This window comes from Citricoccus sp. NR2 (assembly GCF_027594385.1).
Taxonomy (GTDB): domain Bacteria; phylum Actinomycetota; class Actinomycetes; order Actinomycetales; family Micrococcaceae; genus CmP2.
In genome coordinates this window covers 3159578-3181279 of record NZ_CP115154.1, presented here as the reverse complement: position 1 = coordinate 3181279, position 21702 = coordinate 3159578, and the positions used below count along the sequence as shown (strand labels likewise).

The following is a 21702-nucleotide window of genomic DNA, read 5'->3' as shown; positions in this document are numbered from 1 at the left end:
CAATCTCCACCTCAGGGTGGATGTGTCTCCGCCGCTGGGCTGGCATGCTGAGTAGGTAGTGTTCCCATGTTGTCCAGGAGAGAGCAACCATCATGTCCCATGTGGCGCCCACTCCGGTCGACGGTTCGTCGCCGTCGACCGACCCCTTGGTCGAGACCGAGAATCTCATCAAGATCTACGGAAGCGGCCAATCGCGTTTTGACGCGCTCAAGGGCCTAACCTTTCAGATCCACCGCGGAGAATCCGTAGCGATCGTAGGGAAGTCCGGTTCCGGAAAGTCCACGCTGATGCACCTGTTGGCATTGCTAGACCGTCCGACCGAGGGCGTCGTGGCCATGAACGGGCGTCCCGTGTCGAATCTGAAGCCCAAAGAGATCTCCCAGGTGCGCAACGCGGACTTCGGTTTCGTCTTCCAACAGTTCTTCCTCAACTCTAATCAGACGGTGCTGGAGAACGTGATCCTGCCGCTGAAGATCGCCGGAGTGCCCGCTGCTGAGCGCAAGCGCCGCGGCATGGAGGTCCTGGAACAGCTGGACATGGCTGATAAGGCCAAGAACAAGGCCACGGACCTCTCTGGCGGGCAGAAGCAGCGCGTGTGCATCGCCCGTGCGCTGGTGAACAACCCGTCCGTGCTGTTCGCGGATGAGCCTACCGGCAACCTCGACTCGGCCACCTCCGAGATCGTTGAGAACATCCTCTTCGGCCTGCACCGCGACCAGGGCATCACCCTGGTGGTCGTGACCCACGATGATGACCTGGCCACCAAGTGCCAGCGCCAGCTGATCATGCAGGACGGCGAGATCGTCGAGGAACGCACCACCCCCGTCTCCACGGGACCCGACACCGGCCGCCACGCCATCATCGAGGAGGGACAGCGGTGAAAAGCAAAGACGTTATCACCTCAGCCCTGGGGAACACGATGCGCTCCAAGCTGCGCACCTTCCTCACCGTCATCGCCATTGTGGTTGGTGCCTTCACCCTGACCCTGACCTCCGGACTGGGTGCCGGTATCAACAAGTACGTCGACCAGATCGTGGAAGGCGTGGGCGATTCCGACCAGATCTATGTGATGTCTGCCCAACAGCAGAATGATCCCATGGCCGGTTCGGGCGAACCCGTCGAGTACGACGAATCCGTCCAGTCGGGCCCAGGCAACGAATTCGGCATGACCGCTCTCACCGACGACGACATCGAGGCCATCGGCGAGATCGATAACATCACCGAGGTCAATCCCATGGTCTTTGTGATGGCCGACTACCTCGAAGTGCCCGAGGGTACGAAGTACACGGTCGACCAGCTGGGCTTCCCTTCGGACATCAACGGCATGGAGTTGCTGGCCGGTGAGACACCGGACCCCCGTCAGCTCGAGGTCATCATCCCGTCGACCTGGCTCACCACGTTCGGTATCGACAATGAAGACAATGCCGAGGAGGCACTCGGGGAGACAGTGACATTCGGGCTGAAGGACATGGCCCAGCAGGAACAGACGGTTGAAGCCGAGGTCGTCGGCGTCTCCGAGCAGATGCTCTCCGGCGTCGGTGGAAATCCGACTCCCTCTCAGGCGCTGAACGATGAGCTCTATGACGTTCAGAATTCGGGTCTCGATGTGGACGTTCCGGAGAGCTACATCCAGGCGATTGCCGTGGTGGATGATATCGATGCCAACATCGACCAGGTCAAGGCTGACCTCTTGGCCGAGGAGTACCTCGGTATGACGGTAGAAGACCAGCTGGGCATGATCCAGGGGATCATCAACACAGTGACTTGGGTGCTCAACGGCTTCGCGCTGATCGCACTGGTCGCCGCCTCCTTCGGTATCGTGAACACCCTGCTGATGTCGGTGCAGGAACGAACCCGCGAGATCGGCCTGATGAAGGCTCTGGGCATGTCCAACGGGAAGGTCTTCGGGCTCTTCTCCATGGAAGCCGTGCTGATCGGTGTGATGGGCTCGCTCATCGGTGTGGGACTCGGCGTGATTGTCGGTGTCGGCGGAAACGCCGCCCTCGTCAACGGTCCGCTCTCGGGGGTTGCAGGGCTGACGCTCTTTGCCATCGAACCGGTGCAGTTACTGCTCATCGTGGCGCTGATCATCGCGATCGCGTTCGTCGCCGGAACCCTGCCCGCCCGACGGGCATCCAAGAAGGATCCCATCGAGGCCTTGCGCTACGAATGACCCATAGGGATACACTCACAATCGCCCGATAATTAGAGGAGACACGCACATGTCGAATGACTACCCGCAGCCCCCGCAACAGGACCCGAATGCTCAGCACGGTGCTCAGCAGCCGGGCACCAAATACAACACGGCGGCCTACCAGCCCGCTGGCCAGTACGGTGCACCCCTGCAGCGTCCCCGGGCCCTGGACACCCTGCGCAATCTGACCCTGATCTCTGCGGGGCTCTACCTCGTCTCGACGATCATCAGCGTGTTCACCAGCCTCGATGAGGACCTCATCGCAGAACAGCTCCGCTCCACCGGAATGCTGACGGAGACCCAGATCGAAGAGAGTATAGAATTCGGCCTCATTTCGGGACTCGTCACAGTACTGGCCACCGGACTCATCGCGCTGATCCTCTACGTGGTGGTCATCATTGGTGTGAGCAAGGCGAAGAACTGGGCCCGCATCCTGGGTATCGTCCTGGCCATCATCGGACTGCTCTTCACCGTCGGCGGTACGCTCATGGGCGGAATCGGTGCCGCGTTTGCTTCCCCGCTGATGATCGCTTCGACCGTGGTCCTGATTCTCTGGATCGTGGTCAGCGTGCTGTGGCTGATCAAGGCCTTCAGCGCCCCGGTGCGCGAGTACTTCGCCGCACCGCCCCAGGCTCGCGCCTGATCGCGAGCTGACGGTCAGTATTGCACTGACCCGGCAACTGCGAGCCCCGCCCGGATCGACGACTGCCCGGGCGGGGCTCGTTGCTATCCTGGACACCACACCACCCGCACAGCGCATCGCGGCCGCCGCCCGATGCAGAAACAAGGGAGCACAGTGAGCGATACCAACACCAAGACCACCTGGATGCGGCGATACACCACGGACCCGGAACGGATCGAGGAATTCATCGACTTCCTCACCTCGAGAGTCATTCCCGTCCGGGAGTCTCGCGGTTTCATCATCGAGCAGGGATGGGTCAACCCCGAAGGCACCCAGCTGACCTGGTTCGTCAGCTACGAGGGGTCACCGGAGGACTTCGCGGCCGCCGAGAAGGCGTGGGAGGAGTCCGAGGACCGCGCGCAGGTCTTTGCCGACGCTCCCGCCTATGTCACGGCCAAAGACCTGCAGCAGGCGCGTCAGATCTTCTAGAGCGCATATAGGCACCAAAAGAGCACCTTCAACGTCTGGAGACGCGACAGGGGCCTTGTTCCGGAATCAATCCGGAACAAGGCCCCTGTCAGCTTAAGGCTGTTGCGGTGATCAGAAGGCGCGTGCCAGCACGGCCTGCTTGACTTCGGCGATCGCCTTGGTCACCTGGATGCCACGGGGGCATGCCTCGGTGCAGTTGAAGGTCGTGCGGCAGCGCCACACGCCTTCCTTGTCGTTGAGGATCTCCAGGCGCAGGTCGCCGGCATCGTCACGCGAATCGAAGATGAAACGGTGAGCGTTGACGATGGCGGCCGGACCGAAGTACTGCCCGTCGGTCCAGAACACCGGGCACGAGGAGGTGCAGGCGGCGCACAGGATGCACTTGGTGGTGTCGTCGTAGCGCTCACGGTCCTCAGCGGACTGGTAGCGTTCCTTGGTTGGCTCGTGACCATTGGACACCAGGAAGGGCATGATCTCGCGGTAGGACTGGAAGAAGGGCTCCATGTCCACGATCAGGTCCTTCTCCACGGGCAGACCCTTGATCGGCTCGACGGTGATGGGCTTGGACAGGTCCAGGTCCTTCAGCAGCGTCTTGCAGGCCAGGCGGTTACGACCGTTAATACGCATGGCGTCGGAGCCGCAGATACCGTGGGCGCAGGAGCGGCGGAACGACAGGGTGCCGTCGTGCTCCCACTTGATCTTGTGCAGGGCGTCCAGCACACGGTCGGTGCCGTACATGGTGAGCTCCCAAGTGTCCCAGTAGGACTCCTCGGAGGACTCGGGCAGGTAACGGCGTACCTGAACGGTGACGGTGAAGCTAGGAACTTCACCGGCGCCGCCGACCTCGTTGCCCAGGTCGATCTTGGACGCCGGCTCGGCTGGTTCGGCATAGGTGGCAGTCATTAGTACTTACGCTCCATCGGCTCGTAGCGGGTCATGATGACAGGCTTGGTTTCGAATCGGATTCCCTTGACACCTTCCATCTCCGCGTTCTCATCGCGATAGATCATGGTGTGTTTCATGAAGTTCTCGTCATCGCGGTCCGGGTAGTCCTCGCGGTAGTGACCACCGCGGGATTCCTTGCGGCCCAGGGCGGCCAGCGTCATCGCCTCGGCGATGTCGAGCAGGTAGCCCAACTCCAGGCCCTCGAGCAGGTCGAGGTTGAAGCGCTTCCCCTTATCCTGGACGGCGACATTCTTGTACCGCTCGCGCAGGGACTCGATCTCTTTGAGAGCGCGGCGGATGGACTCCTCGGTCCGGAACACCTGCATGTCGGCGTCCATGACTTCCTGCAGGCGGGCGCGCAGGTCAGCGATCTTCTCGTTGCCGCTGGCGTCGCGCAGGTTCTCGATCTCCGAGATGATGAAGTTCTCACCGTTCTCCGGCAGCTCCACGAAGTCAGCATCCTTGGCGTATTCCGCCGAGTAGATGCCGGCGCGGCGGCCGAACACGTTGATGTCGAGCAGAGAGTTGGTACCGAGACGGTTGGAACCGTGCACGGACACGCAGGCCACCTCTCCCGCGGCGTACAGGCCCGGGACGACGGTGTCGTTGTCCTGGAGGACTTCACCCTTGATATTGGTGGGGATACCGCCCATGAAGTAGTGGCAGGTCGGGAAGACCGGCACCGGCTCCGTGTACGGCTCCACGCCCAGGTAGGTGCGGGCGAACTCGGTGATGTCCGGGAGCTTGGCGTCGATGTGCGCCGGTTCCAGGTGCGTCAGGTCGAGCAGCACGTAGTCCTTGTTCGGGCCACAACCACGGCCCTGTCGGACTTCCTCCGCCATGGAACGGGCCACGATGTCACGCGGGGCCAAGTCCTTAATGGTGGGGGCGTAACGCTCCATGAAACGCTCACCCTCCGAGTTACGTAGAATGCCACCTTCACCACGGGCGGCCTCGGAAAGGAGGATGCCCAGTCCGGCCAGGCCGGTCGGGTGGAACTGCACGAACTCCATGTCCTCCAGCGGCAGGCCCGCACGGTAGGCGATGGCCATGCCGTCACCGGTGAGGGTGTGGGCGTTGGAGGTGGTCTTGTACACCTTGCCGGCACCGCCGGTGGCGAAAACAACCGACTTAGCCTGGAAGATGTGGATCTCGCCGGTGGCCAGCTCGTAGGAAACCACACCGGCCACGCGCTTCTGCGTGTAGGTGGTGCCGTCCTCGCGGGTTGCTTCCTCGTCGACCATGAGCAGGTCGAGAGCGTAGAACTCGTTGTAGAACTCGACGTTGTGCTTCACGCAGTTCTGGTAGAGCGTCTGCAGGATCATGTGCCCGGTGCGGTCAGCGGCGTAGCAAGCGCGGCGGACCGGCGCCTTACCGTGATCGCGGGTGTGACCGCCGAAGCGGCGCTGGTCGATCTTGCCCTCGGGGGTGCGGTTGAACGGCAGGCCCATCTTTTCTAGGTCCAGCACGGCGTCGATGGCTTCCTTGGCCATGACCTCGGCTGCGTCCTGGTCGACGAGGTAGTCGCCGCCCTTGACGGTGTCGAAGGTGTGCCATTCCCAGTTGTCTTCTTCGACATTGGCCAGGGCGGCGCACATGCCGCCCTGAGCGGCACCGGTGTGTGAACGGGTCGGGTAGAGCTTGGTGAGCACGGCGGTGCGAGCGCGCTGGCCCGCTTCGATGGCAGCGCGCATACCGGCGCCACCGGCCCCGATGATCACGACATCGTACTTATGTACTTGCATCTGGTGCGATTCTTTCTTTCTGACGTATGCGCTTCAGCACTGAGAGCTGATCGGTGCGGTGATGAGTCGAATACTCAAGCGCGTGTGCGTCGGTTCGGGTCTGTGGTCTCAGTCAGCGCTTAGTTGAAAGCGGCCTGGTCGAAGCAGAATGACGGGCTGCGATCCAGGAGCTGACCGGTGGAGTCGACCATGCACGGCTCGAAGGTGAAGATCACCAGGGTGCCCAGCACGATGATGGCGGTGGACGCGGCGTACAGGACGATCTTCAGCCAGAAACGGACCTTGTCCGACTCGGTGTAGTCGTCGATGATGGTGCGCACGCCGTTGGTGCCGTGCAACATCGCCAGCCACAGCATGGCCAGGTCCCAGATCTGCCAGATGGGGGAGGCCCACTTGCCGGCCACGAGACCGAAGTCGATGCCGTTGATGCCCTCGCCCACCATCAGGTTCGAGAAGAGGTGCACGAAAATCAGCACGACGAGGAGCACGCCGGACAGGCGCATGAACAGCCAAGCCAGCATCTCAAAGTTGCCGGACTTGCCTTTGCCACGCGTGTACTTCGGGTCGATCCGACCCGAACGCGGTGCTGCGATATTGGTTGCTTCTGCAGTGGCGCTCATGGCTCAGTGACCTCCAAAGGCAAGCATCAGGTGACGGATAGTGAATCCGGCGAAGACGACGATCCACAGAACAAGGACACCCCACAGCAGTCCCTTGTGGTGTTTCGTGCCGCCCTTCCAGAAGTCGATCAGAATGATGCGAAGGCCATTGAACGCGTGGAAGATGATGGCGCCCACGAGTCCCACCTCGCCGACAGCCATGACCGGGTTCTTATAGGTTCCGATGACAGCGTCATAGGCTTCCGGCGATACGCGCACCAAAGCGGTATCGAGAACGTGGACCAATAGGAACAGGAAAATCACCACGCCGGTGATGCGATGGGCCACCCAGGACCACATTCCCTGTTTGCCGCGATAAAGTGTCCCGCGGCCTGACTTCGACGTCGAGGCGGGGGACTGCGCGGTTGTCGCAGTTGACACTTTTGTACCTCCCCAAAAAGGATGCAATGGCGTCTGCAGACAGGTGGAGAATCTGCAAGAGGAACGCCGGTGCGAATTGCACTCCTTCTGATCAAGGGTAGTCCCTCGAGAGGGTCTTGCGGAAATTACGTCAACGTGTTGACCCGAATGCTCCGGCGTGCTCGCCTAAGCTGGTGGACGTGAACAGATCAGAGGCATCCGAGGCCATGTCAGTACCCGTGTCCGCCACCCCCGGACTCGACCGGTTTTACGCCGTGATTCCGGCCGGAGGAGTGGGAACACGGTTGTGGCCCCTCTCTCGTGCAGCCGCTCCGAAGTTCCTCCATGACCTCACCGGTTCGGGGCAGACGCTGATCCGTGCGACCTTTGATCGGTTGGAAGATTTGGCCGGATCGCAAGTGATGGTTGTCACAGGGCAGGCTCACCGGGATGCGGTGCAGGAACAATTACCCGATCTGGATTCCAGGGACCTGGTTTTGGAACCCGAACCCAAGGACTCGGCCGCCGCCATTGGTCTTGCCGCGGCGATCCTGTACCAGCGCGACCCGGAGACCATTATGGGATCGTTCGCCGCAGACCAGGTGATCGGCCCGGTGCCGGTATTCCAGCAGGCCGTTCGCGAGGCGGTGGCGACCGCTGCCAGTGGCGGCGACGGCAAGATCGTCACCATCGGTATCAAGCCCACCTACCCGGCCACCGGGTTTGGCTACATCCACCAGGGGCGGGCCCTGGAGGTCGAGGGTGCCCCGAGCGCGCACGAGGTGGATTCCTTCGTGGAGAAGCCCGACGAGAAGCGCGCCCGCAGTTATGTAGACAGTGGCGAGTACCTCTGGAACGCTGGCATGTTCGTGGCGCCGGTCGCCCTGATGCTCAAGCACCTGAAGGCCACCGAGCCGGAGCTCTACGCCGGGGTGACCGAGATTGCTGAGGCCTGGGACACCGAGGAACGAGACGCGGTAATAGCTCAGGTGTGGCCCGACCTGCCGAAGACGGCTATTGATTATGCGGTGGCGGAACCGGCCGCCGATGCTGGCGATGTGGCGGTCATTCCGGGGGATTTCACCTGGGACGATGTGGGCGACTTCGCGGCGATTGCTCGGCTGAACCCGGCTACTGACAGTTCAGGGATCACCGTGATCGGGGAGACCCCACGCGTGTACTCGGACCAGGCCTCCGGCGTCGTCGTCACCGATACCTCGCGGGTGATCGCGCTGATCGGCGTCGAAAACGTGGTGGTGGTCGATACCGGGGACGCGCTGCTCGTGACCACTACCGAACACGCACAGTCCGTGAAGAAAGCCGTGGAGTCACTGAAGGCGCACGGCGACAACGACGTGCTGTGACGCCTTGAGTCGTACGAGGCGTGCTGGTGACACGGTGGGACGCGCGCAGTGGATAAGGTAAGGGAATGGATTCCGACACCGAGCCCACCACGGCACCGCGTCCGGTCTTAGATGACCCTGGACTGCCGCGGGTGACACCGCTGATTGAGCAGCTGGTGGACGACGTCATCACCGTTCGCCGTGACCTCCATCAGCACCCGGAGCTCTCCTATCACGAGTACCGCACCACAGAACGCCTGCTCACCGTGCTGCGCACGGCCGGGTTGCAACCGGAGAAGTTCGAGGACACCGGACTGTTTGTGGACATCGGCTCCGGGCCGATCGTGCTGGCGCTGCGCGCCGATATTGATGCGCTGCCGCTGCAGGAACTCACCGGACTCGACTACGCCTCGGTGAATCCGGGGGTGGCTCACGCCTGCGGTCACGACATGCATACCGCCGTGATGCTCGGCACCTCGCTGGCGCTGCACCGACTAGTGACCGGCACCGCGGGCCAGGCCGGGGTGGATGTGAGCCGGGTGAGCCTGGCCGGGCGGGTGCGGATCATTTTCCAGCCTGCCGAGGAACAGCTGCCCGGCGGATCGCTGTCGGTGATTAAGCAGGGCGTGCTCGAGGGAGTACCCCGGATTTTGGCCGCGCACTGCGAGCCGCGCTTCGACGTCGGGACCATTGGTACCCGTATCGGTGCTATTACCTCTGCCGCGGACACGATCCGGATTCGGTTGCACGGCCGCGGTGGCCATACATCGCGACCCCAGCTCACCGAGGACCTGGTGTACGCCCTGGCCCAGATCGCCGCCCAGGTGCCGGCCGTACTCGGCCGGTTGATTGATGTGCGCTCGGCCGCTCAGGTGGTGTGGGGCGAGATTAACGCCGGACACGCTCCGAACGCGATCCCGAATACCGGATACCTGGCGGGCACCCTGCGCTGCTTGGATGCCGAGGCCTGGGAAACAGCCGGACGGATGCTCGACGACGTCGTCACACAGGTGGCCGCGCCCTATGGTGTGGACGTCGAACTGGACCACGTGCGCGGCGTGCCTCCAGTGGTCAACACCGAGGCGGAGACGGACCTCATTGAGGACGCCACCCGATTCGAGATTGGCTCGCGTGCCATTACCCTGACCCCGCAGTCGATGGGCGGGGAAGATTTCGCCTGGATGACCCAGCAGGTGCCCGGCTCCATGCTGCGCCTGGGTACCCGCACTCCCGGCGGGCGCATTTACGACCTGCACCAGGGCGACTATGTTCCCGATGAGCGCGCGATTGGAGTGGGCATGCGGATCTTCACCGCGGCCGCGCTGCGAGCCCTGGCCGGAGTGCAGTAATGCCTGATCTTGCGACGGAAGGCACGGCGGACAGCACCGTGGACTGGGGCGCGCTGCGGGACGCGGCGGCCCGGGTGCTGGACCGGGCGTATGCTCCCTACTCCGGGTATCCGGTGGCTGCCGCCGGGATCACGGGCACCGGCGAAGTGCTCACCGGGGTGAATGTGGAGAACGCCTCCTATGGCCTCACCCTGTGCGCCGAATGCTCCCTGGTATCCCAGTTGACTCTTGTGCCCGGCAGCGCCTCGGGAGTACGCCCGGAACTGCACGCAGTCGTGTGTCTGGACGCCGAGCAGCAGCTGATCACCCCCTGCGGGCGGTGCCGTCAGTTACTCTACGAATTCCGCCCGGCCGAGCCTGGCGCCGCGTTGCTGGTGCTCACCAACGAGGGGCCGCTGAGCATCGAGGCCCTGCTACCGTACGCCTTCGGACCCCAGCATCTGAGCACCTGAACCCTGCAGACCTGAGCCCGAGAGGAGCCGCCCCGATGAGCGGAACCGAGCCCTTTGACGCCGTCGAGCTGATCACCACCAAACGTGACGGCGGAGCGCTTTCTGCCGATCGGGTCACCTGGCTCTTCGAGGCCTACCTGCGCGGCGTGGTGGCCGAGGAGCAGATGTCGGCGCTGGCCATGGCCATCGTGTTCCGTGGGCTGAACCCGGAGGAACTCTCCGCCTGGACGCAAGCCATGATCGACTCGGGCACCCGCATGGACTTCTCCGCGGTGTCGGCGCCCACCGCCGATAAACACTCCACCGGCGGCGTGGGCGACAAGATCACCCTGCCCCTGGCCGCGGTGGTCGCTTCCTTCGGGGTGGCGGTGCCGCAGCTCTCCGGGCGCGGGCTGGGCCATACCGGCGGCACCCTGGACAAGCTCGAATCCATCCCCGGCTTTCGGGTGGAGCTGACCACCGAGGAGATCGTGCAACAGTTGCGCGAGGTCGGCGCGGTGATCTGTGCCCCGAGCACGCAGCTGGCCCCGGCTGACCGGAGGCTCTATGCCCTGCGTGATGTCACCGGAACCGTGGAATCCATCCCGCTGATCGCTTCGTCGATCATGTCCAAAAAGATCGCCGAGGGCACCGACTCGCTCGTGCTGGATGTGAAATGTGGGACCGGCGCCTTCATGAAGACGTTCGACGACGCCCGGGCGCTCGCCGAAACCATGGTGCGCCTGGGCACGGACGCCGGGGTGGCGACGTCTGCCTTGATTACCGACATGTCCACCCCGCTGGGGCTGACCGTGGGCAACGCCATGGAGATCGAAGAATCGGTGGAGGTGCTCGCCGGGGGAGGACCCGACGACGTCATCGAACTCACCGTGGCCCTGGCCCGTCGCATGCTGGACGCCGCCGGCCGACCCGACGCCGACCCGGCCCGGGCGCTGGCCGATGGCACCGCGATGGACACCTGGCGGGCCATGGTGCGAGCCCAGGGTGGGGACCCGGACGCCGCCCTGCCGGCACCGAAACACACCCACACCGTGCGCGCCGACACCTCCGGCATGCTGACCCGGCTGGACGCCCTCGACGTCGGCGTGGCCGCCTGGCGCCTCGGTGCGGGACGCGCCCGCAAAGAAGACCCGGTGCAAGCAGCCGCCGGGGTGCGCCTGCACGCCAAGCCGGGGGAGACGGTGTGCGCCGGGGACCCGCTGTTCACCCTGTGCACGGACACCCCGGAGCGATTCGACCGCGCCGAAGAGTCGCTGCGCTCGGCGGTCAGCATCGGTGCGGAGGACTCCGCCTCATCCCGCCCCCTGATCCTGGCTGCCCTGTAGGCGCGCGACCAACGCCTCAACCGATACACTGTCGCCGTGTTCCAGTTCATTGAAGACGCCGTGCTTGCTGCGGCCACCGCCTGGTGGATGCCCTGGGCCGTCTTCTTGCTCTGCTTCATCGACGGGTTCTTCCCCGTGGTGCCCTCGGAATCCGTGATCGTCGCCCTGGCCTCGCTGTCGGCCGGCCACATCGACGTGAATCTGGGCGTGCTCTTCCTGCTCGGCTGGGTGGGCGCGGTCGGTGGCGACCAGGTGGCGTATTGGATCGGACGCAGCGTGGGAGTGAGCCGCTTCCGCTGGATGCGCACCCGCTCCGTGCGCCGTGCTGTGGGTGCGGCCCGAAAGTCGCTGGCCACCCGCGGGGCCCTGGTCATTACGACGGCGCGTCACATTCCGGGTGGCCGCGTCGCCGTAAACTTCACCGCTGGAGCCAGCCGGTACCCGTGGTGGCGTTTCACCGCCCTCGACGTCGTCTCCGCGGCGATCTGGGCCGCATACTCGATTCTCATCGGTCGGTTCACCGCCGGCTGGTTCGAAAACACCCTGCTGCAGATCGCACTGGCCCTGGTAATCGCCGTCGTCATCGGCTTCGGGCTCGACTTCGTGATCAAGCGTGTGCTGGCGCGAGCCGTGGCCCGCGAGGAGTCCGCTCCCGTAGACTCCAAGAGTGACTCAGAACAGCACTGAAACTGCCTTCGCCCCCGAACCGCCAACACCTCTGGAACTAGACCTCGCAGCCCTGCCGAAAGTGAGTCTGCACGACCACCTCGACGGCGGGCTGCGCCCCGATACGGTGGCCGAGTTGGCCGCTGAGATCGGCCACGCGCTGCCGGTGGATCCCGCCACCGAATCCCTCGCCGAGTGGTTCGCCGAAGCGGCCAACGCCGGCACCCTGGAGCAGTACCTCGAGACGTTCGCCCACACCACCGCCGTGATGCAGACCGCGTCGGCGCTCACCCGTGTCGCCCGCGAATTCGTCGAAGACCTGGTGGAAGACGGAGTCGTCTACGCCGAAATCCGCTGGGCTCCCGAACAGCACACCGAAGCCGGGCTCAGCCTAGACGAGGCCGTGGAAGCGGTGCAGGCCGGACTCGACGCCGGCGTGGAAGAAGCCGCAGAGCGCGGTCACCGTATCCAGGTCGGCCAGCTGGTCACCGCCATGCGGCAGAACGACCGCTCGCAGGAAATCGCCGAACTGGCTGTGCGGCACCGCGACCGAGGCGTGGTCGGCTTCGACATCGCCGGACCGGAATCCGGGTTCCCGCCCTCGCGCTTCGCCGAGGCCTTCACTTGGCTGGCCGAACAGGGCTTCCCGGTGACCGTGCACGCAGGGGAATCCGAGGGCCTGGACTCCATCCGTGACGCGCTGGTGAACGGGCGCGCCCTGCGCCTGGGCCATGGGGTGCGCATCGCCGACGACCTCACCGTCACCGCCGCCGACGACGAGACCGGTGACGCCTCGGATCTCGTCGTCGACCTCGGCCACCTGGCCACCTGGGTGCTGGACCGGGAGATCCCCTTGGAAATCTGCCCATCTTCGAACCTGCAGACCGGCGCGGTGGCCGCCCCGGAAGACGACTCCACCCCGGTGCTGGAGCATCACCCCATCGACATGCTGGTGCAGTTGGGTTTCACCGTCACCGTGAACCCCGACAACCGCCTGGTCTCCGGGGTGTCGCTGACCGATGAGCTGTACCTGCTCGCCGAAACCTACGACTACTCGCTGTCCGACCTGCTGCAGTTTCAGATCAATGCAGCCAAGGGGGCATTCCTGGATCACGACTCCCGCTACGAGTTGCTGGAGTACCTGCTGGATACCTGGTCCTCGGTCGCCGAGGCCGAGGCCAACCAACCCGGATCCACCGGACTGCGCCTGGTCGACATGGACTTCGACGAGGCCGAGGAAGCCGACGAACGAGCATGAGCGAGACCCCCGGTGCCGTTGACCGCCTGATGTGGGTGACCCGGCAGTTGCGGCGGTGGTGCCCCTGGACCCGGGAACTCACCCACGCCCAGCTGGCCGAGTACCTCATCGAGGAGGCCCACGAAACGGTCGAGGCCATCGAGGCCCTGCCCGCAGTGGACGCGGTACCGGAGGTTCAGCGCACAGGCTACGACACGCTCCGCAAGGAGTTCGGTGACGTGCTGTTCCAAGTGGTGCTGCACTCCGCGGTCGCCGAAGAACTATCCGGGACCGAAGCCAACGGGTTCACCCTGGACACCGTGGCCGAGGCGATCACAGAGAAAATGATCCGCCGTAACCCCCACGTCTTCACCCCCGAAGGTGAGCTGCTGGATGCATCCGAGCTCGGCGCGGTCACCATCGACGACGTCGAGAAGAACTGGGAGCGGATCAAAAAATCCGAACGGGCGGACCACCCGGAGGGCCGTGAAGGCGACCGTGCTGTCACCTCCGTCTTCGACCTACCGGCCGCGCTGCCTGCGCTCGCCGCTGCGGCCAAGGCCGTGGACCGGGCCGGGCGCCAGCCCGTTAATCCGTTACCTGCCCCACGCGTCGGTCCACTGTCCGTGGAACTGACCGACGAAGAACAGCTCGGTGAAGACCTGTTTGCCCTCGTTCAGGCGGCGCGCGCTCGAGGTCTCGACCCGGAGCGCGCCCTGCGCGCGCACCTGCGGGGCCGACGCGAAAGCAGCTTCTGACGATGACAACGGCAGGAAGCTCGGTCCCCGATCTTGCTGGCCGCTATGGAGAGGAGTCAGCCTTCTCTGGGTAGAGCTTACTCGTCCTCGGGGTCGGTGTCGGCGCTGTCATGGCGGTGCTCTTCGCACTTGGCCATCTGGTGTTCGCCAACATTCTCGTTGACTACGAGGTCGTGGACACCGTCAGCTGGTCTGCGCTGGTCTTAATGTTCGCCTTACCTTTTGGCCTCGTGGTGGGGGCTGGCGCGTCAGTTATTGTGTGTGTTCTTGCGCGGTGGATGCATCGCTGGGCCACTCGCGCGATGACAAGAATTTCCATCGTTGTCGTGTGCTTGCTGTTGTCTGGGACGGGCTGGGTGGGCCTAAACCTCATGCTCACCGGTGACCAACCCATGGATTGGCTGGGATCATTCCAATGGCTTCCTGGTCCACTGGCCGGTGGACTGGTGGGTGGGCTCGTGCTTTCACGCTACGTCGCACGCCGCTGGACTCGGTAAGCTGGTGGCCGAGGCATGCATCGCCTCTTCCACGTCGTCGTCCTTCAAGGAGACTGAATCATGACATTTCCCCCCGTGATCGAAGCGATCATCGGCCGAGAGATCCTGGATTCCCGCGGCAACCCGACCGTTGAGGTCGAGGTGCTGCTGGCTGATGGCTCCGTGGGCCGCGCCGCCGTCCCCTCCGGCGCCTCCACCGGCGAGTTTGAAGCCGTTGAGCGCCGCGATGGCGACAAGAAGCGCTACCTGGGCAAGGGGGTGCTGAAGGCTGTGCAGTCCGTGAATGACGAGATCGCCGATGAGCTCTACGGTGTCGACGCCACCGACCAGCGCGAAATCGACCAGCTGATGCTGGATCTCGACGGTTCTGAGAACAAGGGCAAGCTGGGCGCCAACGCCATCCTGGGTGTGTCCCTGGCCGTGGCCAACGCCGCCGCCGCCGCCTCAGACCTGCCGCTGTTCAAGTACCTGGGTGGCCCGAACGCCCACGTGTTGCCTGTGCCGATGATGAACATCCTCAACGGTGGCGCCCACGCCGACTCCAACGTCGACATCCAGGAATTCATGATCGCTCCCATCGGCGCCCCCTCGTTCTCCGAGGCACTGCGCTGGGGCGCGGAAATCTACCACACCCTGAAGAAGGTGCTCCAGGAGAAGGAACTCGGCACCGGCCTGGGCGATGAGGGCGGCTTCGCCCCGTCCCTGCCGTCGAACCGCGACGCCCTGGACCTGATCACCACCGCCATCAAGAAAGCCGGCTACACCCCGGGCAAGGACGTGGCGCTGGCTCTCGACGTCGCCTCCTCCGAGTTCTGTGAAAAGGGCAAGTACACCTTCGAGGGCGAGAAGCGCACCGCCGAGGACATGATCGCCTACTACACCGAGCTGGTGGAGAACTATCCGCTGGTGTCCATCGAGGATCCGCTGGACGAGAACGACTGGGACGGCTGGGCCAAGCTCACCGCCGCCCTGGGCGACAAGGTGCAGCTGGTGGGTGACGACCTGTTCGTGACCAACCGTGAGCGACTGCAGCGCGGTATCGACGAGGCCTCTGGCAACGCACTGCTGGTGAAGGTCAACCAGATCGGATCGCTGACCGAGACCTTCGACTCGATCTCCTTGGCCCAGCGCCACATGTTCCACTGCATGATCTCCCACCGCTCCGGCGAGACCGAGGACACCTTCATCGCCGACCTGGCCGTCGCCACCAACGCGGGCCAGATCAAGACCGGTGCCCCGGCCCGCTCCGACCGCGTGGCCAAGTACAACCAGCTGCTGCGTATCGAGGAGGAGCTCGCCGACGCTGCTGTGTACGCCGGCCGTTCCGCCTTCCCCCGCTACCAGGGCTGATGTGCTGCGCTGGTCCTAAATGATGATTCGGGCCAGTCACGCGCGGGGTGCCGGACGATACGTTGTCCGGCACCCCGTGTGCTCTTCGATACAGGAGCCGAGAGGCTGAGAGTTCGAGACACGACGGCGCGGTGACCCCGTCAGGGCACCGTGCCTCGCTACCCTGGGAACCACAGTGTCCCCTCTGGTATCCGCGACCGACCGCGAATACTGCTTCCCCGGTGAGGAGGTGCCATGCCACCGCGTCGACCCCGCGTTCCCCGTTCAGCCGAGCGCGCGCACCCGAAACCGGACACCCCCGAGACGTCAAGCACCGCAGAAGCACCGGAACTACCAGCCAAATCGGTGCAAGACACCGACGACGCCGCGAAAAACCACTCGCAGACACTCGTGACCTCCCACGTCACGGATCGCCTCAGCCGGGTCGCGAGCGGGGCCTCCAAACGCGCTTCTGAAGCCTGGAACTCCACCGCCGAGAAGGTCGCTGCCAAGCGCACTCAGGAGCGCAAACAGGTGCTGAATCGCGCCCGGGCCGCCGCCGCCACCGCCGGAGCCCGTCCGCGCCCCACCGATCACAAGAATTCTCGAGACTCCGGCCCCCGCGTGGTGAGGCCGGCCCGCAGTTTCTCCGGCCACGCCGTCGTGCTGGTGCTGGTGCTGTTCATTTCCGCCATCGTGGTGGCCCCTACTTTGCGCGTGTTCCTCACTCAACAAGCTGAGATCAGCGAAATCCGCGCCGACCTGGAGTTACAGTCGGATCGACAGCGCGAGCTCACCCGCCAGCTGGAGCGCTGGGAGGACTCCGCCTACGTGCAGCAGCAGGCGCGCGAACGGTTCAATATGGTGATGCCAGGGGAGAAGAAATACATGGTTGTCGGCGGCCAGACGGAAGCCGAACAGAACGAGGACATCGTCGAAGTGACAGCCGAACCCGAAGAACCGGCCTGGGCGTATGACCTCTGGGAATCGCTGATCGTCTCGGCACACCGTTAGAGTGTTCTTTCGTGAGCACCACCGAACGTATCCCCACTCAGACCGACCTCGACACCCTCTCGTTGCAGCTGGGTCGCCCCGTGCGCGACGTCGTCGAGATTGGCGCGCGCTGCGTGTGCGGAAACCCGCTCGTGGCCACCACCGCGCCGCGGCTGTCCAACGGCATCCCGTTCCCCACCACTTTTTACCTCACCCACCCCCTGGCCACCGCCGCCGTGTCCCGGCTCGAGGCGGCCGGGGTGATGGCCGAGTTCAGCCAGCGGTTGGAAGGCGATGAAGAGTTGGCGAGTGCCCACCGCGCCGCTCACGAGGCCTATCTTGAGGCTCGCCGCGACGTGGGGGAGCGTGCCGGAACTGGCCCGGTGCCCGAAATTGACGGAATTTCTGCCGGCGGCATGCCCGAGCGGGTGAAATGCCTTCACGTGCTGGTCGGGCACGCCCTGGCCGCGGGACCAGGCGTGAACCGGCTCGGTGATGAAGCCCTGGCTCTGATCGACGCCGAATTCTCCCCGCAGCGCTGCCAGTGTGCTGGCGCCTGGGATGCGGACGCCGACGTGCCCACCCGCGACCTGTCCCGGCACGTGCGCCGGTTGGAAGCCCAAGGAATCAGCAACCCCATCAAGCAGTCGGAGGGCAACGATGACTGACGAGCACCGACCCACGGGCGAAGAAGTCGCCGCCATCGACTGCGGCACCAACTCCATCCGCCTGCTCATCGCCCGGCCCGCCCCCGACGGCACCGGGCTGGTTCAGCTGCACCGCGAAATGCGCGTGGTCCGTCTCGGCGAGGGCGTGGACGCCGCCGGTGAATTCTCCGAGGCTGCCCTGCAGCGCACCTTTGACGCGCTTGATGACTACGCCGTGGTGATCCGTCGCCTGCTCGGCACCGACACGTTGAGCCCCGAACGCGTGCGCTTCGTAGCCACCTCCGCCTCCCGCGACGTCAGCAATCGGGACGCCTTCGCCGCTGGCGTCCGGGCACGCCTGGGTGTGGACCCCGATGTGGTGGACGGACTGGAAGAAGCCGGGCTCAGTTTCGCCGGCGCCGCCGGAGCGCTGCCCGTAGAACTGCGCCAGCGGCTCGGCCGCGGTCACGACACAGTGCGGGTGCTCGTGGTGGATCTCGGCGGCGGCTCCACCGAGTTCGTGCTCGGTACCTTGAGCCTCACCGAACTGGGGCGGTCCGACGTGCTCGCCGCCGTCTCCAAGGATATGGGGTGCGTACGCTTCACCGAGCGCCACCTGCACAGCGATCCGCCGAGTGTGGCCGAAATCGACGCCGCCCAGCACGATATTGACACCGTACTGGACGAGGTTGCCGCCCACCTGGATCTCAGCAGCGTCGACGCCGTGGTGGGTGTCGCCGGCACCGTCACCACCGTCACCGCAGCCGCCCTCGGTCTGTACACCTATGACCCCGACGCCCTGCACGGTGCTGTGGTGGACCTGCCCACCATCGACGCCGCCGCCGGCACCCTGCTCACCTCCACCCGCGACCAACGTGCCGCCCTGCCCTTCATGCACCCGGGCCGTGTCGACGTGATCGGCGCCGGATCACTGATCTGGACCCGCATCCTGCACCGGATGCAACAGGTCACCGAGGGCCGCATCGGCGTGGCTGTGGCCTCCGAACACGACATTCTCGACGGTGCCGCCCTGAGCCTGCTGGGGAGCGCTCATGACCGTTAAACCCACTCGTACTCCGCCCCGCCCCCGATTCGTCGTCCGTACCGGCGCCGTCGCGCTCACCGGCCTGCTCCTGGCTGGTGGACTTGCGGCCACCGCCCACGCGGATCAGTGGCGCGATGACCAGTACTGGCTGGAGGAGTATGGATTTACCGAGGCGTGGGAGACCACCGAGGGCGAGGGCATCACCATTGCCGTCATCGACACCGGTGTCGATTCCTCCCACCCGGACCTCACCGAACAATTTGCCGGCGGCACCGATGTCTCCACGCTCGGCGCCTCCGACGGCACTCAGCCCCTGGGCGTTGATCCCGATCACGGCACCATGGTGGCCTCACTGATCGCCGGGCACGGCAACAACCTCGAAGAGATCGCCAAGGCCGAAGAATTCAACGAAGAGCTCGCCCGCGCCGAAGAAGAAGCCGAAGACGAGGACGAAGACTCGGACGACGACGCCGATGAGTCACCCTCGCCCAGCCCGACCCCGCGCGACGTGCCCGATCCCGGCCCCGGCGACCATGGCATCCTTGGTGTGGCCCCGGCCGCGCAGCTGCTCTCTGTCTCCGTCTACCTCGGTGATGACCCGGCCGCACCCACCCCGGAAGAACAGATCCCGCAGGCCGTGAAGTGGGCGGTTGATAACGGCGCCGATGTCATCAACATCTCCCTATCCTCCTCGGCTCAGGACTGGCCGCTGAGCTGGGACGAAGCATTCCTCTACGCCGAAGAGAACGACGTCGTCGTGGTCGCGGCCGCCGGTAACCGCGGCTCCGGCACCATGACCGTGGGTGCTCCCGCCACCATCCCGGGCGTGCTCACCGTGGCCGGGCTCGATCAAAACGGCGCGGCCAGCTGGGACTCCTCGACCGAAGGCATTACCATCGGCGTGGCCGCGCCGGCCGACCCGCTCGTGGGCGCCCTGCCTGACGGCGGGTACCGCCGCTGGGCCGGCACCTCGGGTGCGGCCCCCATCGTAGCGGGCCTGGCCGCGCTGATCCGCTCCGAGTATCCGGACATGCCCGCGCACCAGGTCATCCACCGGATTCTGGAAACGGCACACGACGCCGGAGACGCCGGCATCGACCCCGTCTACGGCCACGGCATCATCGATGCCGCCGCCGCAGTCAACGCTGATGTGGCCACCGTGGATCGCAACCCGATGGACTCCATCTCCGAATGGATCCGGGTTCACCGCCGAGCCGAAGTCGAACCGCCCGAAACCAGCAACTCCCCAGCGCCGCCCTCGGCCAGCCCCGACACCTCGGTGCCCACCGAGGTACCCGTGGCCGCCGACGTCACCGATCCGCGCGCCGGCATCCAGCCCGCCGTGCTCTTCAGCGCCGGGGGACTCACCCTGGTTCTGGCGGTCGTTGCGCTCGTCTTGTTGCTGCGCTCGCGGCGGACAACTTCGTGACTTCGTGAAAAAATTCACAAGCCCGCGTTGAGCGCCTACGATGGGAGTCATGGCTAACACTCCGCACTTGTCTCCCAAGCCTCGCGTCCTTATTGTCGGCGGCGGTTACGCCGGCCTGACCGTGGCCCGCAAGCTCCAGAAGCTCGTCAAGGATCGCGGCGGTGTCGTCACCGTCGTCGACCCACGTCCCTACATGACCTACCAGCCCTTCCTTCCGGAGGTCGTTGGCGGTCACATCGAGGCCCGCCACGCTGTGGTCGACCTGCGCACCCACCTCAAGCACGCCGAAGTCGTGCAAGGCAAGGTCACCCGCGTTTCCCACGAGAACCGCACTGCCACCGTTGAAGGTGAAGACGGCGCCGAGTTCGAAATTCCGTACCAGGACGTCGTGATGACCGCCGGTGCGAACACCCGCACCTTCCCGATCGAGGGCCTGGCCGAAGCTGGCATCGGTCTCAAGACCATCGAGGAAGCCCTTGCCCTGCGCAACCAGATCCTGGAGCGCATCGAAACCGCAGCCCTGATGACCGATCCTGCCCAGCGCGCCCGCGCCCTGACCTTCGTGGTCGTCGGCGGCGGCTTCGCCGGTGTGGAGACCATCGCCGAGATGGAGGAGCTCATCCGCACAGCCATCTCCAAGAACACCCGCCTGGCCCAGTCCGATGCCCGCATCGTGCTGGTCGAGGCCATGGGCCGCATCATGCCCGAGGTCAGCGCCGAGCAGGCCACCGAGGTCGTGGCTCACCTGGAATCTCGCGGTATCGAGGTGCTGCTGAACACCTCGCTGAGCTCTGCCGTGGACAACGAGCTGAAGCTGATCAACATGACCGACAAGTCCGACGCCGGCACCTTCTTCGCCGATACCCTCGTCTGGACTGCCGGTGTGGCAGCTTCCGGTCTGGCCCGTCAGACCGACTTCCCGGTGGAAGAGCGCGGCCGCATCGAGGTCACCCCGACTCTACAGATTGCCGACGGCGCCGGGGGCGTCCTCGAAGGCGCCTGGGGCTGTGGCGACGTCTGTGCCGTGCCCGACCTCACCGGTGACGGCCCCGGCGGCATGTGCGTCCCCAACGCCCAGCACGCTGGCCGTCAGGCTAAGCAGCTCGTGGCTAACCTGCTGGCCGTCCGGTTCGGCGAGGGCGCCGTGGAAGAGTACTACCACAAGTCCTTGGGCACCGTTGCCGGCATGGGGGTCGGCAAGGGGGTGGGTAACCCGCTGGGCGTGCAGCTCAAGGGCATCCCGGCCTGGCTGGCTCACCGTGGTTACCACGCCATGGCGCTGCCGATGCTTGAGCGCAAGTCCCGCGTGGTGTCTGGCTGGATCCAAGAACTGATCTGGGGCGTGGACACCACCCAGGTCAAAAACCTGGAGACCCCGCGCAATGCCTTCCTGGAGGCCGCTGGCGGCGAGCCGGCACTGGGCCGTTTCGCCAAGCAAGCGAAGCAGCTCACCAGCAAGTAAGGTTCGTTCGCTCCGGTCCGGCACCCGTTGCGGGTGCCGGACCGGAGGCATTCCCGCCCCCGTAGCCCAATTGGCAGAGGCAGGCGACTTAAAATCGCCGTGTTGTGGGTTCGAGTCCCACCGGGGGCACTCAACGATGTCGGTGCGGGCTTGGTG

General features: G+C 65.0%; 22 protein-coding genes and 1 tRNA gene. 19 read left to right on the top strand and 4 right to left on the bottom strand.

What is annotated here, in order from left to right; all coding sequences use genetic code 11:
- Positions 1-92: 92 nt before the first annotated feature.
- The 4 genes from O1A05_RS15000 (at position 93) to O1A05_RS14985 (ending at position 3305) form a co-directional block, all read left to right on the top strand.
- Positions 93-881 (top strand): ABC transporter ATP-binding protein, encoded by a 789-nt coding sequence (locus O1A05_RS15000; protein WP_270105966.1) that lies wholly within the window; start codon positions 93-95, stop codon positions 879-881.
- On the top strand, positions 878-2173 hold the full coding sequence (locus O1A05_RS14995; protein WP_270105965.1) for an ABC transporter permease: 1296 nt from the start codon (positions 878-880) through the stop codon (positions 2171-2173). The genes O1A05_RS15000 and O1A05_RS14995 overlap by 4 nt, the downstream gene beginning before the upstream one ends.
- A 49-nt stretch (positions 2174-2222) precedes the next feature.
- Positions 2223-2837 carry a hypothetical protein gene (locus tag O1A05_RS14990; protein ID WP_270105964.1) on the top strand — a complete coding sequence of 205 codons (615 nt, stop codon included), beginning with the start codon at positions 2223-2225 and terminating at the stop codon, positions 2835-2837.
- Positions 2838-2990: 153 nt separating this feature from the next.
- Positions 2991-3305, top strand: a complete 315-nt coding sequence (locus tag O1A05_RS14985; RefSeq protein ID WP_270105963.1) for a hypothetical protein — start codon at positions 2991-2993, stop codon at positions 3303-3305.
- A gap of 111 nt (positions 3306-3416) precedes the next feature.
- Here the strand turns inward: O1A05_RS14985 and O1A05_RS14980 are convergent, their stop codons facing one another.
- From O1A05_RS14980 to sdhC, 4 genes are all read right to left on the bottom strand, one after another.
- A complete protein-coding gene (locus O1A05_RS14980) occupies positions 3417-4208 on the bottom strand; it encodes a succinate dehydrogenase iron-sulfur subunit (RefSeq protein ID WP_270105962.1) in 792 nt (263 codons plus the stop codon).
- The gene (gene sdhA, locus O1A05_RS14975) at positions 4208-5995 is read right to left on the bottom strand and encodes a succinate dehydrogenase flavoprotein subunit (RefSeq protein WP_270105961.1); all 1788 of its coding nucleotides are present in this window, start codon (positions 5993-5995) and stop codon (positions 4208-4210) included. The genes O1A05_RS14980 and sdhA overlap by 1 nt, the downstream gene beginning before the upstream one ends.
- Before the next feature lie 119 nt (positions 5996-6114).
- Positions 6115-6615, bottom strand: a complete 501-nt coding sequence (locus O1A05_RS14970; protein WP_270105960.1) for a succinate dehydrogenase hydrophobic membrane anchor subunit — start codon at positions 6613-6615, stop codon at positions 6115-6117.
- A gap of 3 nt (positions 6616-6618) precedes the next feature.
- Positions 6619-6954, bottom strand: a complete 336-nt coding sequence (gene sdhC / locus O1A05_RS14965) for a succinate dehydrogenase, cytochrome b556 subunit (RefSeq protein WP_270107612.1) — start codon at positions 6952-6954, stop codon at positions 6619-6621.
- Between the two features lie 287 nt (positions 6955-7241).
- Between sdhC and O1A05_RS14960 the strand changes: the two genes are divergently transcribed.
- The 15 genes from O1A05_RS14960 (at position 7242) to O1A05_RS14890 (ending at position 21675) form a co-directional block, all read left to right on the top strand.
- Positions 7242-8378, top strand: a complete 1137-nt coding sequence (locus O1A05_RS14960; RefSeq protein WP_270107611.1) for a mannose-1-phosphate guanylyltransferase — start codon at positions 7242-7244, stop codon at positions 8376-8378.
- Positions 8379-8443: 65 nt separating this feature from the next.
- Positions 8444-9706 carry an amidohydrolase gene (locus O1A05_RS14955; protein ID WP_270105959.1) on the top strand — a complete coding sequence of 421 codons (1263 nt, stop codon included), beginning with the start codon at positions 8444-8446 and terminating at the stop codon, positions 9704-9706.
- Complete coding sequence (locus O1A05_RS14950; RefSeq protein ID WP_270105958.1) at positions 9706-10158, top strand: cytidine deaminase; 453 nt, start codon at positions 9706-9708, stop codon at positions 10156-10158. Before O1A05_RS14955 ends, O1A05_RS14950 begins: the two co-directional genes overlap by 1 nt.
- Before the next feature lie 35 nt (positions 10159-10193).
- Positions 10194-11483, top strand: a complete 1290-nt coding sequence (locus O1A05_RS14945) for a thymidine phosphorylase (RefSeq protein WP_270105957.1) — start codon at positions 10194-10196, stop codon at positions 11481-11483.
- A gap of 36 nt (positions 11484-11519) precedes the next feature.
- Positions 11520-12170 (top strand): DedA family protein, encoded by a 651-nt coding sequence (locus O1A05_RS14940; protein ID WP_270105956.1) that lies wholly within the window; start codon positions 11520-11522, stop codon positions 12168-12170.
- The gene (locus O1A05_RS14935) at positions 12151-13407 is read left to right on the top strand and encodes an adenosine deaminase (protein WP_270105955.1); all 1257 of its coding nucleotides are present in this window, start codon (positions 12151-12153) and stop codon (positions 13405-13407) included. The genes O1A05_RS14940 and O1A05_RS14935 overlap by 20 nt, the downstream gene beginning before the upstream one ends.
- Positions 13404-14144, top strand: a complete 741-nt coding sequence (locus tag O1A05_RS14930; protein WP_270105954.1) for a MazG nucleotide pyrophosphohydrolase domain-containing protein — start codon at positions 13404-13406, stop codon at positions 14142-14144. Before O1A05_RS14935 ends, O1A05_RS14930 begins: the two co-directional genes overlap by 4 nt.
- A gap of 302 nt (positions 14145-14446) precedes the next feature.
- Positions 14447-14641 (top strand): hypothetical protein, encoded by a 195-nt coding sequence (locus O1A05_RS14925; protein WP_270105953.1) that lies wholly within the window; start codon positions 14447-14449, stop codon positions 14639-14641.
- 60 nt (positions 14642-14701) lie between these two features.
- Positions 14702-15991, top strand: coding sequence for a phosphopyruvate hydratase (gene eno / locus O1A05_RS14920; protein ID WP_270105952.1), 1290 nt, complete (start codon positions 14702-14704; stop codon positions 15989-15991).
- A 234-nt stretch (positions 15992-16225) separates the two neighbouring features.
- Positions 16226-16984, top strand: a complete 759-nt coding sequence (locus tag O1A05_RS14915; protein WP_270105951.1) for an FtsB family cell division protein — start codon at positions 16226-16228, stop codon at positions 16982-16984.
- Positions 16985-16995: 11 nt separating this feature from the next.
- A complete protein-coding gene (locus O1A05_RS14910; protein ID WP_270105950.1) occupies positions 16996-17631 on the top strand; it encodes a DUF501 domain-containing protein in 636 nt (211 codons plus the stop codon).
- Positions 17624-18673, top strand: a complete 1050-nt coding sequence (locus tag O1A05_RS14905) for a Ppx/GppA phosphatase family protein (protein WP_270105949.1) — start codon at positions 17624-17626, stop codon at positions 18671-18673. The genes O1A05_RS14910 and O1A05_RS14905 overlap by 8 nt, the downstream gene beginning before the upstream one ends.
- Positions 18663-20084 (top strand): S8 family peptidase, encoded by a 1422-nt coding sequence (locus tag O1A05_RS14900; protein ID WP_270105948.1) that lies wholly within the window; start codon positions 18663-18665, stop codon positions 20082-20084. Before O1A05_RS14905 ends, O1A05_RS14900 begins: the two co-directional genes overlap by 11 nt.
- Positions 20085-20133: 49 nt before the next feature.
- Positions 20134-21546 (top strand): NAD(P)/FAD-dependent oxidoreductase, encoded by a 1413-nt coding sequence (locus O1A05_RS14895; RefSeq protein WP_270105947.1) that lies wholly within the window; start codon positions 20134-20136, stop codon positions 21544-21546.
- A 55-nt stretch (positions 21547-21601) separates the two neighbouring features.
- Positions 21602-21675, top strand: a tRNA-Leu gene (locus tag O1A05_RS14890).
- The last annotated feature ends 27 nt before the right edge of the window (positions 21676-21702 follow it).

Excerpts from the sequence above, each read along its gene's own strand:
- O1A05_RS15000 (WP_270105966.1), top strand. The coding sequence starts at position 93 with ATGTCCCATGTGGCGCCCACTCCGGTCGACGGTTCGTCGCCGTCGACC.
- O1A05_RS14990 (WP_270105964.1), top strand. The coding sequence starts at position 2,223 with ATGTCGAATGACTACCCGCAGCCCCCGCAACAGGACCCGAATGCTCAG.
- O1A05_RS14980 (WP_270105962.1), bottom strand. The coding sequence starts at position 4,208 with ATGACTGCCACCTATGCCGAACCAGCCGAGCCGGCGTCCAAGATCGAC.
- sdhA (WP_270105961.1), bottom strand. The coding sequence starts at position 5,995 with ATGCAAGTACATAAGTACGATGTCGTGATCATCGGGGCCGGTGGCGCC.
- O1A05_RS14970 (WP_270105960.1), bottom strand. The coding sequence starts at position 6,615 with ATGAGCGCCACTGCAGAAGCAACCAATATCGCAGCACCGCGTTCGGGT.
- sdhC (WP_270107612.1), bottom strand. The coding sequence starts at position 6,954 with ATGTGGTCCTGGGTGGCCCATCGCATCACCGGCGTGGTGATTTTCCTG.
- O1A05_RS14960 (WP_270107611.1), top strand. The coding sequence starts at position 7,242 with ATGTCAGTACCCGTGTCCGCCACCCCCGGACTCGACCGGTTTTACGCC.
- O1A05_RS14955 (WP_270105959.1), top strand. The coding sequence starts at position 8,444 with ATGGATTCCGACACCGAGCCCACCACGGCACCGCGTCCGGTCTTAGAT.
- O1A05_RS14950 (WP_270105958.1), top strand. The coding sequence starts at position 9,706 with ATGCCTGATCTTGCGACGGAAGGCACGGCGGACAGCACCGTGGACTGG.
- O1A05_RS14945 (WP_270105957.1), top strand. The coding sequence starts at position 10,194 with ATGAGCGGAACCGAGCCCTTTGACGCCGTCGAGCTGATCACCACCAAA.
- O1A05_RS14930 (WP_270105954.1), top strand. The coding sequence starts at position 13,404 with ATGAGCGAGACCCCCGGTGCCGTTGACCGCCTGATGTGGGTGACCCGG.
- O1A05_RS14925 (WP_270105953.1), top strand. The coding sequence starts at position 14,447 with ATGACAAGAATTTCCATCGTTGTCGTGTGCTTGCTGTTGTCTGGGACG.
- eno (WP_270105952.1), top strand. The coding sequence starts at position 14,702 with ATGACATTTCCCCCCGTGATCGAAGCGATCATCGGCCGAGAGATCCTG.
- O1A05_RS14915 (WP_270105951.1), top strand. The coding sequence starts at position 16,226 with ATGCCACCGCGTCGACCCCGCGTTCCCCGTTCAGCCGAGCGCGCGCAC.
- O1A05_RS14905 (WP_270105949.1), top strand. The coding sequence starts at position 17,624 with ATGACTGACGAGCACCGACCCACGGGCGAAGAAGTCGCCGCCATCGAC.
- O1A05_RS14900 (WP_270105948.1), top strand. The coding sequence starts at position 18,663 with ATGACCGTTAAACCCACTCGTACTCCGCCCCGCCCCCGATTCGTCGTC.
- O1A05_RS14895 (WP_270105947.1), top strand. The coding sequence starts at position 20,134 with ATGGCTAACACTCCGCACTTGTCTCCCAAGCCTCGCGTCCTTATTGTC.